The 16,882-nt window shown below is 48.4% G+C and carries 18 protein-coding genes; 17 read left to right on the top strand and 1 reads right to left on the bottom strand.

Translation table 11 applies throughout. The features are described 5' to 3' along the window. The 8 genes from rlmN to GKZ89_RS04705 all read left to right on the top strand — a co-directional run bounded on the left by rlmN (position 1) and on the right by GKZ89_RS04705 (position 6,584). On the top strand, positions 1 to 1,092 hold the full coding sequence (gene rlmN, locus GKZ89_RS04670; RefSeq protein WP_155111232.1) for a dual-specificity RNA methyltransferase RlmN: 1,092 nt from the start codon (positions 1 to 3) through the stop codon (positions 1,090 to 1,092). 6 nt (positions 1,093 to 1,098) lie between these two features. Next, a complete protein-coding gene (locus GKZ89_RS04675; protein WP_155111233.1) occupies positions 1,099 to 1,860 on the top strand; it encodes a Stp1/IreP family PP2C-type Ser/Thr phosphatase in 762 nt (253 codons plus the stop codon). After that, complete coding sequence (gene pknB, locus GKZ89_RS04680) at positions 1,854 to 3,818, top strand: Stk1 family PASTA domain-containing Ser/Thr kinase (RefSeq protein ID WP_155111234.1); 1,965 nt, start codon at positions 1,854 to 1,856, stop codon at positions 3,816 to 3,818. Before GKZ89_RS04675 ends, pknB begins: the two co-directional genes overlap by 7 nt. A gap of 12 nt (positions 3,819 to 3,830) precedes the next feature. Next, complete coding sequence (rsgA, locus tag GKZ89_RS04685; protein WP_155111235.1) at positions 3,831 to 4,715, top strand: ribosome small subunit-dependent GTPase A; 885 nt, start codon at positions 3,831 to 3,833, stop codon at positions 4,713 to 4,715. A gap of 2 nt (positions 4,716 to 4,717) precedes the next feature. Then, positions 4,718 to 5,371 carry a ribulose-phosphate 3-epimerase gene (gene rpe, locus GKZ89_RS04690; RefSeq protein WP_155111236.1) on the top strand — a complete coding sequence of 218 codons (654 nt, stop codon included), beginning with the start codon at positions 4,718 to 4,720 and terminating at the stop codon, positions 5,369 to 5,371. Positions 5,372 to 5,452: 81 nt separating this feature from the next. Next, on the top strand, positions 5,453 to 6,112 hold the full coding sequence (locus tag GKZ89_RS04695) for a thiamine diphosphokinase (protein WP_155111237.1): 660 nt from the start codon (positions 5,453 to 5,455) through the stop codon (positions 6,110 to 6,112). A 69-nt stretch (positions 6,113 to 6,181) separates the two neighbouring features. Beyond that, positions 6,182 to 6,265, top strand: coding sequence for a stage V sporulation protein SpoVM (spoVM, locus tag GKZ89_RS04700; RefSeq protein WP_035412797.1), 84 nt, complete (start codon positions 6,182 to 6,184; stop codon positions 6,263 to 6,265). After that, positions 6,240 to 6,584 carry a hypothetical protein gene (locus GKZ89_RS04705; RefSeq protein WP_155111238.1) on the top strand — a complete coding sequence of 115 codons (345 nt, stop codon included), beginning with the start codon at positions 6,240 to 6,242 and terminating at the stop codon, positions 6,582 to 6,584. Before spoVM ends, GKZ89_RS04705 begins: the two co-directional genes overlap by 26 nt. A gap of 443 nt (positions 6,585 to 7,027) precedes the next feature. Here the strand turns inward: GKZ89_RS04705 and rpmB are convergent, their stop codons facing one another. After that, complete coding sequence (gene rpmB / locus GKZ89_RS04710; protein ID WP_155111239.1) at positions 7,028 to 7,216, bottom strand: 50S ribosomal protein L28; 189 nt, start codon at positions 7,214 to 7,216, stop codon at positions 7,028 to 7,030. 451 nt (positions 7,217 to 7,667) lie between these two features. On the opposite strand from rpmB, the gene GKZ89_RS04715 reads away from it, so the two are divergent. The 9 genes from GKZ89_RS04715 to fabG all read left to right on the top strand — a co-directional run bounded on the left by GKZ89_RS04715 (position 7,668) and on the right by fabG (position 16,824). Next, a complete protein-coding gene (locus tag GKZ89_RS04715; RefSeq protein ID WP_155111240.1) occupies positions 7,668 to 8,030 on the top strand; it encodes an Asp23/Gls24 family envelope stress response protein in 363 nt (120 codons plus the stop codon). A 15-nt stretch (positions 8,031 to 8,045) separates the two neighbouring features. Further along, positions 8,046 to 9,707 carry a DAK2 domain-containing protein gene (locus GKZ89_RS04720; protein ID WP_162356486.1) on the top strand — a complete coding sequence of 554 codons (1,662 nt, stop codon included), beginning with the start codon at positions 8,046 to 8,048 and terminating at the stop codon, positions 9,705 to 9,707. A 128-nt stretch (positions 9,708 to 9,835) separates the two neighbouring features. After that, positions 9,836 to 10,498: an L-serine ammonia-lyase, iron-sulfur-dependent subunit beta gene (gene sdaAB / locus GKZ89_RS04725; protein WP_155111241.1), complete on the top strand. Its 663-nt coding sequence runs from the start codon at positions 9,836 to 9,838 to the stop codon at positions 10,496 to 10,498. A 32-nt stretch (positions 10,499 to 10,530) separates the two neighbouring features. Beyond that, positions 10,531 to 11,421 carry an L-serine ammonia-lyase, iron-sulfur-dependent, subunit alpha gene (sdaAA, locus tag GKZ89_RS04730; protein WP_155111242.1) on the top strand — a complete coding sequence of 297 codons (891 nt, stop codon included), beginning with the start codon at positions 10,531 to 10,533 and terminating at the stop codon, positions 11,419 to 11,421. Beyond that, positions 11,414 to 13,459, top strand: a complete 2,046-nt coding sequence (gene recG / locus GKZ89_RS04735; protein WP_155111243.1) for an ATP-dependent DNA helicase RecG — start codon at positions 11,414 to 11,416, stop codon at positions 13,457 to 13,459. Before sdaAA ends, recG begins: the two co-directional genes overlap by 8 nt. Before the next feature lie 83 nt (positions 13,460 to 13,542). Further along, on the top strand, positions 13,543 to 14,118 hold the full coding sequence (gene fapR / locus GKZ89_RS04740; RefSeq protein ID WP_155111244.1) for a transcription factor FapR: 576 nt from the start codon (positions 13,543 to 13,545) through the stop codon (positions 14,116 to 14,118). Positions 14,119 to 14,125: 7 nt separating this feature from the next. Next, complete coding sequence (plsX, locus tag GKZ89_RS04745) at positions 14,126 to 15,121, top strand: phosphate acyltransferase PlsX (protein ID WP_155111245.1); 996 nt, start codon at positions 14,126 to 14,128, stop codon at positions 15,119 to 15,121. Between the two features lie 18 nt (positions 15,122 to 15,139). Further along, positions 15,140 to 16,084, top strand: a complete 945-nt coding sequence (gene fabD / locus GKZ89_RS04750) for an ACP S-malonyltransferase (protein ID WP_155111246.1) — start codon at positions 15,140 to 15,142, stop codon at positions 16,082 to 16,084. Beyond that, positions 16,084 to 16,824, top strand: a complete 741-nt coding sequence (fabG, locus tag GKZ89_RS04755) for a 3-oxoacyl-[acyl-carrier-protein] reductase (RefSeq protein WP_155111247.1) — start codon at positions 16,084 to 16,086, stop codon at positions 16,822 to 16,824. The genes fabD and fabG overlap by 1 nt, the downstream gene beginning before the upstream one ends. Positions 16,825 to 16,882 lie beyond the last annotated feature (58 nt).

Here is a 16,882-nt window from a genome sequence, read left to right on the forward strand (position 1 = left end):
TTGAATAAAACAGAAGCAGCAAGGAAGAAGAAGACAGCAGCACCATCAAAGCCGTCCATTTATTCCCTGGAGCTGCATGAGATAAAAGATTGGCTTGAAGAAAACGGAGAAAAAGGATTCCGCGCACAGCAGATTTTTGACTGGCTTTTCGTTAAGCGCGTTACTTCTTTTGAAGAAATGTCCAACCTGTCCAAGGAACTCCGCCAGAAACTGGAGGCCGGATTTACGCTGACCACCCTGAAGACCCTGATCCAGCAAACTTCAGGAGACGGCACAATGAAATTCCTGTTTGAGCTTCATGACGGGTCTTCCATTGAAACGGTACTGATGAAACACGAATACGGGAATTCCATCTGTGTTACGACCCAGGTTGGCTGCCGGATCGGCTGCACGTTCTGTGCGTCCACACTCGGCGGGTTAAAAAGAAATCTGGAAGCAGGAGAAATCGTTGCCCAGGTCGTAAAAGTACAGAAGGCTCTTGACGAACTCGGAGAACGCGTCAGCTCAGTGGTCATCATGGGGATCGGAGAACCGTTCGATAACTACGATGCGATGATGTCATTCCTGAAAATCATCAACCATGATAAAGGACTGAATATCGGAGCCCGTCATATTACGGTGTCTACAAGCGGAATCATCCCGAAAATCTATAAATTTGCCGATGAAAAGCTGCAGATTAATTTTGCACTGTCCCTGCATGCCCCGAATAATGAGATCAGAAGCCGGTTGATGCCTATCAACAAAGCATATAAGCTTCCTGATCTAATGGATTCCATCCGGTACTATGTCAACAAAACAGGCCGCAGGATTTCCTTTGAATACGGCTTGTTCGGCGGGGTAAACGATCAGGTTGAACATGCTGAAGAGCTGGCACAGCTTATCAAAGGGATCAAATGCCACGTGAATCTGATTCCGGTTAATTATGTGCCGGAGCGTGATTACGTCCGGACACCGCGCGAGCAGATCTTTGCTTTTGAAAAGACTCTTAAGGAGCGCGGAGTAAACGTAACAATCCGCCGTGAGCAGGGCTCAGATATTGATGCTGCATGCGGACAGCTGAGGGCTAAGGAGCGTAAAGAAGAGACGAGGTGACCCTTATTGGAAACAGTATACCGTTCGGACATAGGGCGAATTCGCCAGCACAACGAAGATTGCACCGGCATTTTTCTTAATAAAGAAAAAGCTGTATTTGCCATTGTGGCAGATGGAATGGGCGGCCATTTAGCGGGCGATGTCGCAAGCTCGATGGCTGTCTCCGCTTTCAGGGGGCTGTGGGAGTCCTCAGATGGCATAGCAACCCCAGATCAGGCTGAGTCCTGGCTGAAAGCTAAAATAGAAGAGGTAAACCGCCAGCTGTTCGAGCATTCAATCAGTCATCCTGAGTGCAGCGGAATGGGAACCACATTTGTAGGAGCAATCTGCACGCCATCTTTTGCTACGATTGGCCATATCGGTGACAGCCGCTGCTATCTTTTAAACGCGAACGGCTTCAATCAGATCACAGAGGATCATTCCCTTGTGAATGAACTTGTCAGATCCGGTGAAATTTCGAAGGAAGATGCTGAGCATCACCCGCGTAAGAATGTATTGATGAGAGCGATGGGAACCGAAAGAACTGTCGAGGTTGAAATCAAATCTGTCTGCACAGAGGATGGGGATGCCCTCCTGCTGTGCTCAGACGGATTATCCAATAAGGTAAGCGAAGAAGAAATGCAAAGCAGTCTGGAGTCCGGCGAAAGCCTGGAGGAAGCTGCCGGCAGGCTGATCGGTCTTGCCAATCAATATGGCGGAGAGGATAACATCTCAGTAGCCATGGTCCTTATGCTTTCCGGAGACGGGGAAGGTGATTCTGCTTGCTGATCGGGAAGCGAATCAGCGGCCGCTACAGAATTCTGGAAGTGATCGGCGGCGGCGGAATGGCCAATGTCTATCTTGCACAGGATATGATCCTTGAGAGGAAAGTAGCCGTTAAAGTCTTAAGATTTGATTTTGCCAACGATGAAGATTTCATCCGCCGTTTCAGGCGCGAGGCCCAGTCAACGACCAGTCTGGATCATCCGAATATCGTCAGCATCTACGATGTCGGAGAAGAAAAAGGCATCTATTATATCGTCATGGAATATGTAGCCGGGACGACGCTTAAGCAATACATACAGAACCATGCGCCGCTCCACCCTGCAGAGGCGCTGGATATTATGCTTCAGATCACATCTGCCATCGCCCATGCGCATGAAAATTATATCGTTCACCGTGATATCAAACCCCACAATATCCTGATCAATCATGATGGAACCGTCAAGGTAACGGATTTCGGGATTGCGATGGCATTAAGCTCTGCGACCATCACGCATACCAATTCAGTCCTCGGCTCCGTGCATTATTTGTCACCGGAACAGGCGAGGGGCGGACTGGCTACAAAAAAATCGGATCTGTACTCTCTTGGGATTGTTTTATATGAGATGCTGACCGGAAGAGTTCCATATGACGGGGAATCTGCCGTTTCCATCGCATTGAAGCATCTGCAGTCCGAAACGCCTTCTCCGGAAAGGTGGAATCCTTCTATTCCGCAAAGCATGTCAAATGCTATCATGAAGGCGATGGCAAAGGACCCCTTCCACCGGTATGAATCAGCAGAGGAAATGGGGGAGGATCTCCGTACAGCACTGAATGCAGACAGGCTGAACGAAAAGAAATATGTGATCCCGATCGATGATGATGCAACAAAAGCCATCCCTGTTATTACAGATCAGTATTTGTCCGGCTCAGGGGAAACGATCAATCATGCCCCATCCCAGGACAGGAAGCAGGAGGCCGCTTCCCAGAGTAATTTGAAAGAGAAGAAGCCAAAGAAGAAAAAGCGGAATAAGTTTGCTGTCTTCATCATCACCCTGTTCCTTATTCTTCTTGCTGCGGGAATCAGTGCCGTGACCATTGTTCCGTCCCTGCTGCTTCCGGGGGATGTTTCTGTTCCGGATGTAACAGGCGAAGAGTATGGAAATGCCGTTAATGTGTTGAGTGATGCCGGTTTCAAGGTGGCGGAGAAATCCATAACGAGCGATGAAGTGGCTGAAGACCATGTAGTCAAAACGGATCCTGAAAAAGGCCAGACAGCCAAAAAAGGATCACTTGTCACCATCTATCAGAGCACAGGGAAAAAGATGGAAGCCATGGAAGATCTTAAGGGCAGGGATGTAGACACCGCAAAAGCATTCCTGGAGAGAAAAGGCTATGAAAATGTGACGGTCGAAGAAGTGTTCAGCGACGAAGAAACAGGCATGGTCATCGATCAGGAGCCATCGGCCGGAACAGAGGTCATTCCTGCAGAAGAAGAGATTGTCCTGACTGCCAGCAAAGGACCGGAAGAAGTAACGGTCGAGGACCTTAGCGGGTACACACGAAATTCTGTCATCAGCTATACTCAGCAGAAAGATCTTCTTTTAAAGGAAAAAGAAGAAAACTCGGATACTGTTCCGGAAGGCCAGGTTATTTCCCAGAATCCTTCAGCCGGCGAAAAGCTGAAGCCGGGAGAAAGCCTGGAGGTCGTGTTCTCCCTCGGGAAGAAAGAACAGGAAATTGCAACTGTGACAAAAGAGATCGACATTCCATACGAGCCTGCCTCGCCAGGTGAAGAGCAGGAAGTTCAAATATTGATCAATGACGCAGAAAACTCTTTTTCTGCTCCATATGAAACCTTCCGAATATCCGGACCGGAAAAACGGACGATTGATTTTAAAATAGCACCAGGACAAACGGCTTACTATCAGGTGACCGTAAACAGCAGGATTGTCAAGACCGAAACGATACCATACCCCGGATAAAGGAGGGAATGTATGCCGGAAGGAAAAATCATCAAAGCGCTGGCCGGATTTTACTATGTATTGGACGGAGAAAGACTTGTCCAGTGCAGGGGAAGAGGGCTTTTTAGAAAAAATAAAATTACCCCCCTTGTCGGGGATGAAGTCGTTTACCAGGCCGAAAACGATCTTGAGGGAACGATTAACGAGGTTCGTCCGAGGAAAAATGAGCTGGTGCGGCCTCCAATTGCGAACGTCGATCAGGCAATCCTTGTCTTTTCCTCGATTGAGCCTGCATTCAGCACCCTGCTGCTGGATCGGTTTTTAGTCCTCGTGGAAGCGAATGACATTGACCCGCTTATTATAATCAGCAAAGCCGATCTCATTGAAAATGAAGCACTTAAAGACCAAATCCTCTCCTATGCAGCGGATTACAGGGAGAACGGGTATCCGGTGTACCAGACATCCACTGAAAGCATGGATGGAATATCATCTGTCGCCCCTTTGTTCCAAGGGAAAATATCCGTGATTGCCGGACAGTCGGGAGTAGGAAAATCGTCTCTGCTAAATGCGGTTAAACCGGATCTGGCTTTAAAAACAGATGATATCTCCACCCATCTGGGGCGGGGAAAGCATACTACAAGGCATGTAGAACTCGTTGCGATCGATAATGGACTTGTCGCCGATACGCCCGGTTTCAGTTCCCTTGATTTCACCGGCATTGAAGTCCAGGATCTCGGCATGTGCTTTCCGGAAATGAGGGAAAGAGCCCGTGATTGCAAGTTCAGGGGATGCACGCACGTTGCTGAGCCTAAATGTGCGGTGAAAGCAGCCGTGGAAGACGGGGCAATAAGAGATTACCGTTATGAGCATTATTTGAGTTTCCTGGAGGAAATTAAAGAAAGAAAGCCGAGGTATTAGCCTTGATTAAAATCGCTCCTTCTATTTTATCGGCCGATTTTTCCATATTAAAGAGTGAAATTGAAGATGTGGAGAGAGGAGGCGCTGACTGGATCCACATTGATGTAATGGACGGTCATTTTGTACCGAACATCACGATCGGCCCTCTTATTGTACAAGCTGTCCGGCCTGTAACGAACTTGCCGCTGGATGTTCATTTAATGATCGAAAATCCGGATCGGTACATAGATGACTTCGCTGATGCCGGAGCCGATCTGATTTCTGTCCATGCAGAAGCATGCACGCACCTGCACAGGACGATCCAGCACATCAAATCAAGAGGCGTGAAGGCAGGGGCTGTATTGAATCCCCATACCCCGCTGTCCGTGCTTGATTACTGTTTGAGTGATCTGGATTATGTACTTTTAATGACCGTGAACCCCGGTTTCGGAGGACAGTCCTTTATTCCGGCCATGCTTGATAAGATTAAAAGCCTGTCTGAGAAAATCAAAATAGAAGCACCTTCTGTTTTAATCCAGATTGACGGCGGTGTCAACGAGGAGAATGCAGCAGACTGCATGAATGCAGGAGCTGAAGTTTTAGTTGCCGGATCCGCCATTTACGGAAAGAAAGACCGGGCTAAAGCAATCAGCAGCATACGAAACGCAAACGGATGAATCACCTGCTTGGGTGGTTCTCTTTTTTACATGCCGAAAAGATTTATAATAATATTATGTTAACTAGAGTGGAGGGTAAGGATGAAAAAAATATACATTGCCGCAGGGGGGCCTGAACGCCTTCTTCCGGATCTTGAACAGGAGAACGGGGAAGGAATCAACTGGGTGGGAGTTGATCGCGGCGTCCTCTATTTGTCAGAACGCAGCATACCGATGGTGGAAGCAATCGGAGATTTTGACTCCATTACTGCTGAAGAAAGAGAAGCGCTTGAGAACAGGCATCTTTCTTTGAACATGTATCCATCCGAAAAGGATAAAACAGATACAGAGCTGGCGCTCGATTGGGCGATCAGCCAGAATCCTGAGCTGATCCGCATTTATGGTGCAACAGGTGGAAGGCTCGATCACTTTTTTGCCAACATTTATTTAATGATGAAGCAGACCGAAAGCGGTATCCCCATTCAAATCGCCGATCAATACAACATCATATCACTTTTGGAAAGCGGGGTACATACCATAAAAGAGGAGGAGGCGTTTCCCTATATCTCGTTTATCCCGATAAACGGAGATGCAGGTCAGCTCACGCTCGAAGGTTTCAAATATCCTCTTAAAAACCGTCATATTCCCTTTGGTTCAACACTATGTATTAGTAATGAATTGATTCATCACACCGGTACTGTTTCATTCAGCAGCGGCATATTAATGATGATAAGAAGCAGGGATGAAACAAAGATGAAGTGATGGATGCTAAAATTATGGCCGGCAATCCGGCCGTTAGCAAGAATATGAAGAGGGCTGAGGAGGGAAATGATGAAGTTCTACACAATCAAGCTGCCAAAGTTTCTTGGAGGAATCGTCCGAGCAATGCTTGGTTCCTTTAAAAAGGACTCATAATCATATAAGCTTCACTCTCAGCAGATGCCTATATACAGCGGGCATCTTTTTCTTTGTTCAGCAAAATTGGCAGCGCGGATGGGGGGGAAATAAAGAGGCGGACGCTAAAATTCAGCTGCTGCAGAAATTGCAGCGGCGAGTCAAGGTCACTTTTGCTGCCTTTATCGATCATTATTTAGTGAATGTGAACAACATGGACTGGATTGCGGACTTTATAAGAGGAATTGCTGACTTTTCGCGGGAAATTGCTGACTTGCAAGCACAAATTGCGGACTTTTCCCCTGTAATTGCTGACTTTCATAAAATAATTGCTGAATAGCCAGCTCAACGACACCACCCCTGTTCCTTTATCGTGGAAACTCCGCCGCTTATGAGGAAATTCTAAAATTTATGCTGATTAATTAAGATTTATGCTGAATATCCGGCAGCATATGCTGAAAATACCAGATATATGCTGAAAACTGTTCCGGCAGAGGGTCAGGAGATGCAAACAATTAAAAAGGTCTGGGAAAATACCGTGTCCCGGGCAGTCAAACAGAAGATACCAGCTGATAAAAGCGCTGGAAGATAAAAAGATAAAATCCACACCAATCTCCTAATCAAGCGCCTGGTCTGACCGGCGTTCCATAAGGAAACAGACCCCTATCGTTACACATCGGCGGGATTTAGTCCGCAAATAAAAAAGGAAATGAAGAAGCTGCTCCGAGCTTTCTTCATTTCCTTTCCCGCCGCTGCGGGACGGCTCTCATATCAGCGTTTAAATTAAACGCGTTCTACTTTACCGGATTTAAGAGCGCGAGCTGAAACGTATACACGTTTTGGCTTTCCGTTAACCAGAATGCGCACTTTTTGAACGTTTGCTCCCCATGTACGCTTGCTTGCGTTCATTGCGTGGGAACGTGTATTGCCAGAGCGGGTTTTTCTGCCTGTAATTACACATTTACGTGCCATATTATTCCCTCCTCACCTTGCAAAACCTTGGCAGGCTATCGTTTCATTTCCGTTCATCCTGTAAACAGGATTCCCATCTTTGATGATTGCTTAACCTGTAAATGACGTCTCTATCATTGAGATACCTTAATAATTTACCATAATCACCTTTCTGATTGCAACTATTACTTGTCAAGTTTTTTTCCTTTGCGGGCTTCCTGTTTCCTCTCGAGACTTCCTGTGGACTCCGTCAATCGTAACCAGCCGCTATCAAGAAAAAAGCCTTGACATATTGCCAGGTGCTGTGCTGTATAATATAAAAGCAAGAATGCGGCTTAAATGAACCGTGGCTTTAAATCTTGGCCGCCATATAGTAAAATAGCTGTATATGTGTACAGTCTTTACGGCTGAAAGCCCGCATGCAGCGGCTTTTAAGGATATCCATCGACCGAAAAACAAGGGAGGAAATAGCATGTCCATTGAACTTACTACTAAATACGGACAAATCGACATCTCCAATGAAGTGATTGCAACAGTTGCAGGCGGTGCCGCCATTGATTGCTACGGCATTATAGGAATGGCCTCCAAAAACCAGATTAAAGACGGTATTACTGATATTCTCCGCAAAGAAAATTTCAGCAGGGGTGTCATTGTGCGACAGGCAGAGGACAGTATTCACATCGATATGTATATCATTGTAAGCTACGGAACGAAAATTTCAGAGGTAGCCCACAACGTACAGACCAAAGTGAAATATACGCTTGATCACACGGTTGGATTAGCTGTAGACTCAGTAAATATTTTCGTTCAGGGAGTTCGTGTAACGAACCCGTAGTAAGGAGGAAAAATTGTGTCAATGAAAATTTTGGACGGCGAGCGCTTTGCCGGCATGATTCTGCAAGGTGCAAGCCACTTATCCAATAATGCCAAAATGGTGGATGCCTTAAATGTCTTCCCGGTGCCTGATGGGGATACAGGGACAAATATGAACCTGTCTATGTCATCTGGAGCCAAGGAAGTGCAAAAGAATATTCAGGCCCACATTGGCAAAACAGGGACTGCTCTTTCCAGAGGCCTGCTAATGGGAGCCCGCGGAAATTCAGGAGTCATCCTTTCCCAGCTTTTCAGAGGCTTTTCAAAAGCGATTGAAGGGAAAAGCACGATCAATGCAAAAGATTTTGCACAGGCTCTGCAGGCGGGAGTGGATACAGCTTATAAAGCAGTGATGAAGCCGGTTGAAGGAACCATCCTTACCGTTGCGAAGGATGCTGCGAAAAAAGCTGTTTCCGAAGCGAAAAATGAGGATGATTTGATCAGGCTCATGGAGGCAGTTCTTAAAGAAGCCAAAGCGTCGCTTAACCGGACACCGGATCTTCTTCCTGTACTGAAAGAAGTCGGCGTAGTCGACAGCGGGGGGCAGGGACTTGTTCTTGTGTATGAAGGCTTCCTTGCCGAGCTGAAAGGCGAAAAGGTCCCGGGTACTCCAATGGCGCTGCCGTCCATGAACGATCTTGTCAGTGCGGAACACCATAAAAATGTACATGCCCACATCAATACAGAGGACATCGAATTCGGCTACTGCACAGAATTCATGGTCCGTTTTGAAGAAGGAAAGAAAACCTTCTCAGAGGACCAGTTCCGCAGGGATTTAAGCGGATTTGGAGACTCCCTTCTCGTCATAGCGGATGATGAGGTGGCGAAGATACATATTCACGCCGAGAAGCCCGGTGAAGTGTTGTCGTACGGGCAGAAATACGGCAGCCTGATCAGCATGAAAATCGAGAACATGCGGGAGCAGCACAGCAGCCTCGTTCAGGAGTCTGCCAACAAGCAGCCCGCAGGTCCTGTTAAGAAAGAAAAGTACGGGATCATCACGGTAACGATGGGAGAAGGAATTGCTGAACTGTTTAAAAGCATCGGCGCCCATGCGGTTATAGAAGGCGGACAGACAATGAATCCGAGTACGGAGGATATTGTGTCAGCCATTGAAGATGTGAACGCCGAGAACATTATCATCCTTCCGAACAATTCGAACATTGTTATGGCAGCACGCCAGGCAGCATCCGTTGTTGAGGAAAATGTAATCGTCATCCCTTCCAAAACCGTTCCGCAGGGAATGTCAGCCCTTCTCTCCTTCAACCCCGAAGCGAAAGCGGAGGAAAATGAGGAAATCATGACGGAAGCCCTCGGCAGTGTGAAATCCGGACAAGTTACCTACGCAGTCCGGGATACCCAAATTGACGGGATGGATATCTCCAAAAATGATTTTATGGGGATCCTCAACGGGAAAATCGTTACAAAAGATCCAGATCAATCTGAAGCAGCCTTAAAACTCCTTGGAGAAATGATCAGCGATGAGGATGAAATCCTGACCGTCCTTTACGGAAGCGATGCTTCCGAAGAGGAAGTACACAAACTTACGGAACAGATCGAAAGCAAATACAGCGGGATTGAAGTGGAAGTCCATAACGGCCGCCAGCCCCTGTATTCCTATATCTTCTCAGTTGAATAAAGATGCGGCCGCCTGACATTCAGGCGGCCTTCTTTTTGCCGGATAATTGTTACAGCGGGTTCGCTGAAAATCTGGTAAACTGAAAGCAAACTGATATTCTATTGTTTACATAGGGAGGAATGCGCCGCATGAAGTACCGCAGTGTATTTGATATTATCGGTCCGGTTATGATCGGGCCTTCCAGTTCTCATACTGCCGGTGCAGCCAGGATCGGCCGGGTAGCGCGGAGCCTGTTTGGAAGAGAGCCGAAGTGGGCTGCGATTTCCTTTTACGGCTCGTTTGCCAAAACGTACCGCGGACATGGTACAGATGTGGCGATAATCGGCGGCATCCTTGATTTTGAAACGTTTGATGAACGGATCAAAACATCGCTGGAAATCGCTGATTCACTTGGAATGAAGGTTACTTTTCATGAGGAGGATGCGGTAACAGATCATCCGAATACTGCCAGAGTGATCATCGGCGATGATAGCGGCCAGCTTGAACTCGTCGGTATTTCAATCGGCGGAGGGAAAATCGAGATTACAGAGCTGAACGGATTTCTTCTTCAGCTGTCAGGAAACCACCCTGCTCTGCTCGTCATGCATAACGACAGGTACGGAGCGATTGCAGGTGTTGCGAATGTGCTGGCTAAATATGCGATCAATATCGGCCATATGAATGTTTCAAGAAAAGAAAAAGGCCAGCTTGCCCTGATGACCATCGAAGTGGACCAGAATATGGATACAGAGGTATTAGAAGAATTAAAAACGCTTCCAAATATTTTACAGGTTACGAAAATAGCAGATTAGGGCTTGAAACGGATGGATTGGAGGAAGAAGAGATGTTTCGTAATGTTGCAGAGCTTGTCGAGCTTGCAGAAAGCCGGGGCTGGAAAACATCAGAAGTGATGATCCGGCAGGAAATGGAAGTGAGCGGGAGAACGAGGGAAGAAGTGTTTCACCTGATGGATACAAACCTGACCGTGATGGAACAAGCCGTCGAGAAGGGGCTGAAGGGGGTAAAATCCCATTCCGGTTTAACGGGAGGAGACGCCGTGCTGATGCAGGCTTATATCCAGCAGGGCCGCTTTTTATCCGGCGAAACGATTTTAGATGCGGTGAGCAAGGCCGTCGCAACCAACGAGGTGAATGCTGCGATGGGAACGATCTGTGCGACCCCTACGGCAGGATCTGCCGGAGTGGTACCGGGTACCCTGTTTGCCGTAAAGGAAAAGCTGAAGCCATCAAGGGAAGAGATGATCGAATTCCTTTTCACATCAGGTGCATTTGGTTTTGTCGTTGCCAACAACGCTTCCATTTCAGGAGCTGCAGGGGGCTGCCAGGCTGAAGTTGGATCGGCAGCCGGGATGGCCGCTGCAGCTATAACGGAGATGGCAGGCGGAACACCTTCGCAGGCAGCTGAAGCGATGGCAATCACTTTAAAAAACATGCTCGGTCTCGTATGTGATCCTGTAGCGGGACTTGTAGAGGTGCCGTGTGTAAAACGCAATGCAATGGGTGCTGCGAACGCAATGGTGGCTGCGGATATGGCACTGGCCGGAATCACCAGCAGAATCCCTTGCGATGAAGTGATCGATGCCATGTACCGGATCGGCCAGACCATGCCGAGTTCTCTCAGAGAAACGGCTCAAGGAGGACTTGCTGCTACTCCTACAGGTCGTGAGCTTGAAGCCAAAATTTTTGGGATTCCTCTGGATCGGCGTGATGGATAAAATGAAGCAGCCTGTCGGCGTCTTAAAAGGAATCGGGGAAGAGACGGCTGCCTCCCTTTCAGAAATGGGGATCGCTACGATAGGTGATCTTTTGGAATATTTCCCTTATCGTTATGAAGACTACCGCCTTAGAGATTTAGCCGAAGTGCAGCATGATGAAAGGGTTACAGTCGAAGGGAAGGTTCACAGCGAACCTTCTCTCGCTTTTTATGGCAAAAAAAAATCGAGATTAACATTCCGGCTCTTAACAGGCAGATATTTGGTCAGTGTTGTCTGCTTTAACCGCCCATTCTATAAAAAACAGCTTTCCATCAATCAGATTGTAACGGTCAGCGGTAAATGGGACAAAAACCGGCAGACGATCACACTGCAGGATATTGTGTTCGGCCCTCATGTGTCCAAGCAGGACCTCGAGCCCGTTTATGCAGTCAGAGGCACTGTAACTGTGAAGCAGCTTAGAAAGCATATTGTAAATGCCCTAAAAGAATTCAACCGCGATCTTCCGGAAAACCTGCCTGAGCAGATTATAGATACATATAAGCTGATGGGAAAGCAGGAAGCGGTTAAAACGGTGCACCTTCCTCTCGACCATCAGAGCCTGAAGCACGCGAGAAGAAGATTCGTTTATGAAGAATTTCTGCTGTTTCAGCTGAAAATGCAGGCTTTAAGAAAAGTGCAGCGCGAGCAATCCGCCGGAACTGGGCATGTATTTGCTGAAGCAGGTCTGAATGCTTTTACAGATTCCCTTCCATTTGAACTCACGCCGGCGCAGGACCGCGTTCTGCAGGAGATCTTAGGGGATATGAAATCCCCGTACCGGATGAACCGGCTCCTGCAGGGGGACGTAGGTTCAGGCAAAACTGTAGTAGCAGCGATCTCCATGTATGCCGCTATTCTTTCCGGATACCAGAGTGCATTGATGGTGCCAACAGAGATTCTTGCTGAGCAGCATGCGAACTCTCTTCTTGCCTTGTTTGAGCCGTTTGGCGTTACAGTCGCTCTTTTAACGAGTTCTGTAAAAGGGAAGAGAAGGAGAGAGCTGCTGGAACGGCTCGCGGGTGGTGAGATCAGCATCCTGGTAGGGACTCATGCACTCATTCAGGAAGAGGTCAACTTTAATAAGCTGGGCCTTGTCATTACAGATGAGCAGCACCGCTTCGGAGTCAACCAGCGCCGGGTCCTCAGGGAAAAGGGGGAATCGCCTGATGTACTGTTCATGACAGCTACACCGATTCCAAGGACACTGGCTATTACGGCATTCGGTGAAATGGATGTTTCAGTCATCGACCAGCTTCCTGCAGGCAGGAAAACCATCGAAACCTACTGGGTGAAGCATAATATGCTTGACCGGATCCTGGGCTTTATCGATAAAGAAGTGCAAAAGGGAAGGCAGGCGTATGTCATCTGCCCGCTGATCGAAGAGTCGGATAAACTGGATGTCCAGAATGCAATCGATGTTCATGCGATGCTTGTGCATTCGTTTTCGCCCAAATGGAATACAGGTCTGATGCACGGCAGGCTGCACCCGAACGAAAAGGAAGCGGTCATGCGGGAGTTCAGTGAGAACAAAACCCAGATACTCGTTAGTACAACAGTAGTGGAAGTGGGAGTTAACGTTCCGAACGCCACCATCATGGTGATCTATGATGCAGAACGGTTCGGACTTTCCCAGCTTCACCAGCTGAGGGGACGTGTCGGAAGGGGCAGTGAGCAATCCTATTGCATCCTGATGGCAGATCCGAAGTCGGAAACGGGAAAAGAGCGGATGAAGATCATGACCGAAACGAACGACGGGTTTGTTTTGTCGGAGAAAGATCTTGAACTGCGTGGTCCTGGAGACTTTTTCGGGAAGAAGCAAAGCGGGGTTCCTGAGTTTAAAGTAGCGGATATGGTCCATGATTACCGGGCGCTGGAAACAGCTAGGGCGGATGCAGCCAAGCTCATCGAGTCCAAAGCGTTCTGGAGTGATCCTGAATACAGCCACTTAAGAGACGATCTCGCATCAACGGGTGTGCTTGAAGGGGAAAAACTCGATTAACTAACGGTTGCATTCCCATTTCCCAGCTTATATACTACTATTAGTACCTAGTCATAAAAGCGCGGATGGTGTAATCTAAAAAAATGAGAAGATCAAAAAGAGACAGACAGCAGCTTTTGCTGGAAACGATCCACGATACTCCTTTTATTACGGATGAAGAACTGGCCGATCGTTTTGACGTGTCGATTCAGACGATCCGGCTAGACAGGCTTGAACTGAGCATCCCCGAGCTGCGGGAGCGGATCCGTTCGGTCGCACAGGCTTCTTTGGAAGACGAAGTCCGCTCGCTGCCGCCTGAAGAAATTATAGGTGATATTATCGACTTGGAGCTCGATCGGAGCGCCATTTCGATTTTTGAAGTAAAAAGAGAACACGTCTTCCGCCGCAATCAGATTGCACGCGGACATCATCTGTTTGCCCAGGCCAATTCGCTTGCTGTAGCCGTGATCGATGATGAGCTCGCTTTGACAGCCAAAGCGGATATCCGTTTTACAAACCAGGTTATGGAGGGCGAGAGGGTAGTTGCAAAAGCCCGTGTGAGCAGTGTGAATCCGGAAAACGGAAGGACGGCTGTTCTAGTGAACAGTTATGTAGACAACGAGCTGGTCTTTTCAGGAGAATTTGAAATGTACCGCTCCAATCAACCAGAAAAAGGATGACGTACGGATGAAAATCGCGATTGATGCAATGGGCGGGGACAATGCTCCCAAAGCCATCTGTGAAGGAGCCGTAAAAGCTGTGGAAGCATTCCCGGATCTTCACATCACCCTGTTCGGCCTGGAATCAGAGATCAAAAAATACGTAGATTCGGGCAGCAGCAGGATCAAGATCGTCCATGCGGAAGAGGTCATCGGCGCAGAGGATGAGCCTGTAAAAGCTGTACGGAGAAAAAAGAACGCTTCAATGGTATTAATGGCGAACGAAGTGAAGGAAGGAAGAGCGGATGCCTGCATTTCTGCTGGCAACACAGGTGCACTCATGACAGCCGGACTGTTTATCGTCGGGCGAATCGAGGGCATCGACCGGCCGGCACTTGCTCCAACCCTGCCCACCCTTGACGGGAAAGGGTTTCTTTTCCTGGATGTTGGAGCGAATGTGGATGCGAAGCCTGAGCACCTTGAGCAGTACGCTATTATGGGTTCCATCTATGCGGAAAAGGTGAGAGGGATTCAATCTCCTTCAGTTGCTCTTTTAAATATCGGAACAGAAGACAAAAAAGGAAACGAGCTGACAAGACAGGCTTTTGCAAGACTGAAAGAGTCCGGCGTTCATTTTACGGGAAATGTAGAAGCGCGTGACTTGCTTGATGGTGCAGCAGATGTAGTCGTAACAGATGGCTTTACCGGGAATGTAACATTAAAAACAATTGAAGGCACGGCGTTTTCCGTTTTTTCCATGCTCAAGACTGCGCTGACAAGCAATCTGCCGTCAAAGCTCGCGGCAGCTGTGCTTAAACCGAAACTGAAAGGCATCCGCAGCCAGCTGGACTACTCGGAATACGGAGGAGCGGCACTCTTCGGATTAAATGCGCCTGTCGTAAAAGCGCATGGGTCTTCAGACTCCAACGCAGTATACAACGCCATCCGCCAGACGCGCGATATGGTGGAAAACGATTTATCCGGAACAATCAGAGCGGCACTGGCGGAACGCCGGGAAAGCTAACATACGGGAGGGAACACCATGTCAAAAATAGCATTCGTTTTTCCGGGGCAGGGGTCCCAGTCAGTTGGGATGGGCCGTGATTTTGCAGAACAGACCGAAGAGGGCAGGGAAATTTTCCGTAAAGCAGATGAGGTACTCGGTCTTTCTCTAAGCAAGATCATGCTTGAAGGCCCCCAGGAGGAGTTAACCCTTACATATAATGCCCAGCCGGCACTCGTTACCGCAAGCATGGCTGCACTGAAAGGACTTGAGAATGCTGGGATCACGCCGGACTTCACGGCTGGCCACAGTCTGGGAGAATACTCAGCTCTTGCAGCTTCAGGTGTTTTACGCTTTGAAGACGCGGTTCTTGCTGTACGGAAACGGGGAGAGTTTATGAATACAGCGGTCCCTTCCGGACAGGGGGCGATGGCAGCCATCATGGGTATGGAAGCAGCCCAGCTCAAAGGGATTACAGATACCGTTACAGAAGAAGGGCATTCCGTTCAGCTGGCCAACCTGAACTGCCCGGGTCAGATCGTCATCTCCGGTACCGCAAAAGGGGTAGAGCTTGCTTCATCTAGAGCGAAGGAAGCTGGAGCTAAACGGGCGATCCCGCTGGAAGTCAGCGGCCCGTTCCATTCCGAGCTGATGAGCCCTGCGGCAGACCTGCTTGCGGAAGTATTGGATGGGATGGAAATACGGGATGCTTCGATTCCTGTAATAGCCAATGTGACTGCACAGCCTGCAGTGGATGGAACAGAGATCAAGCAGCTGCTCGTTCAGCAGCTGACTTCTCCAGTGCGCTGGGAGGAATCTGTCAGAACGATGATCGAAAACGGAGTCGATACGTTTGTTGAGATTGGCCCGGGCAAGGTGCTCTCAGGGCTGATCCGTAAAATTGACCGCAGTGTGAAAACATACTCTGTATCTGATCCGGAATCACTGCAAGCTGCCATTACTGCGCTTAAGGAGGAAAACTAATGCTTGGAGGCAAAACGGCGCTCGTGACGGGCGCATCAAGAGGGATCGGTCGGGCGGTCGCCATCGATCTTGCAAAAAACGGAGCCAATGTGGCTGTAAACTTTGCAGGAAATGAAGATAAAGCAAATGAGACGGCAGAAGAAATCCGGGCACTCGGCAGGGAGGCTATCGTCATTAAGGCTGACGTATCGGATGCCGAAGCTGTTAAGGAAATGATCGAGCAGGTGATCAGCCGCTTCGGATCCCTTGACATTCTTGTCAACAATGCAGGTATCACAAAGGACAATCTGTTGATGAGAATGAAAGAGAACGAATGGGATGCTGTCGTGGACACGAATCTTAAAGGTGTCTTCCTTTGCACAAAGGCGGCTACAAGGCAGATGATGAAGCAAAGAGCAGGACGCATCATTAATATCACATCGATTGTCGGACAAACCGGCAATGCGGGCCAGGCCAATTATGTTGCAGCAAAAGCAGGGGTCATCGGCCTTACGAAAACGTCTGCCATGGAGCTCGCTGCCCGGAACATCACCGTAAATGCAGTGGCGCCCGGCTTTATTTCAACAGATATGACCGGCAAACTGACAGAGGATATAAAAGATGCAATGCTGAAACAGATCCCGCTCGGCGCCTTTGGAGAGGGGCAGGATATCGCTGACGCCGTGACATTCCTTGCAAGTGAAAAAAGCCGCTATATAACCGGCCAGACACTGCACGTTAACGGCGGAATGCATATGTAGCATTTTTGTGCAAAACAATCTGGTGTTTTCGCGGCAGATTGTCTATAATACTTGAGGG

Origin of the sequence: Metabacillus mangrovi (genome assembly GCF_009711125.1) — a bacterium.
GTDB lineage: Bacteria > Bacillota > Bacilli > Bacillales > Bacillaceae > Metabacillus_B > Metabacillus_B mangrovi.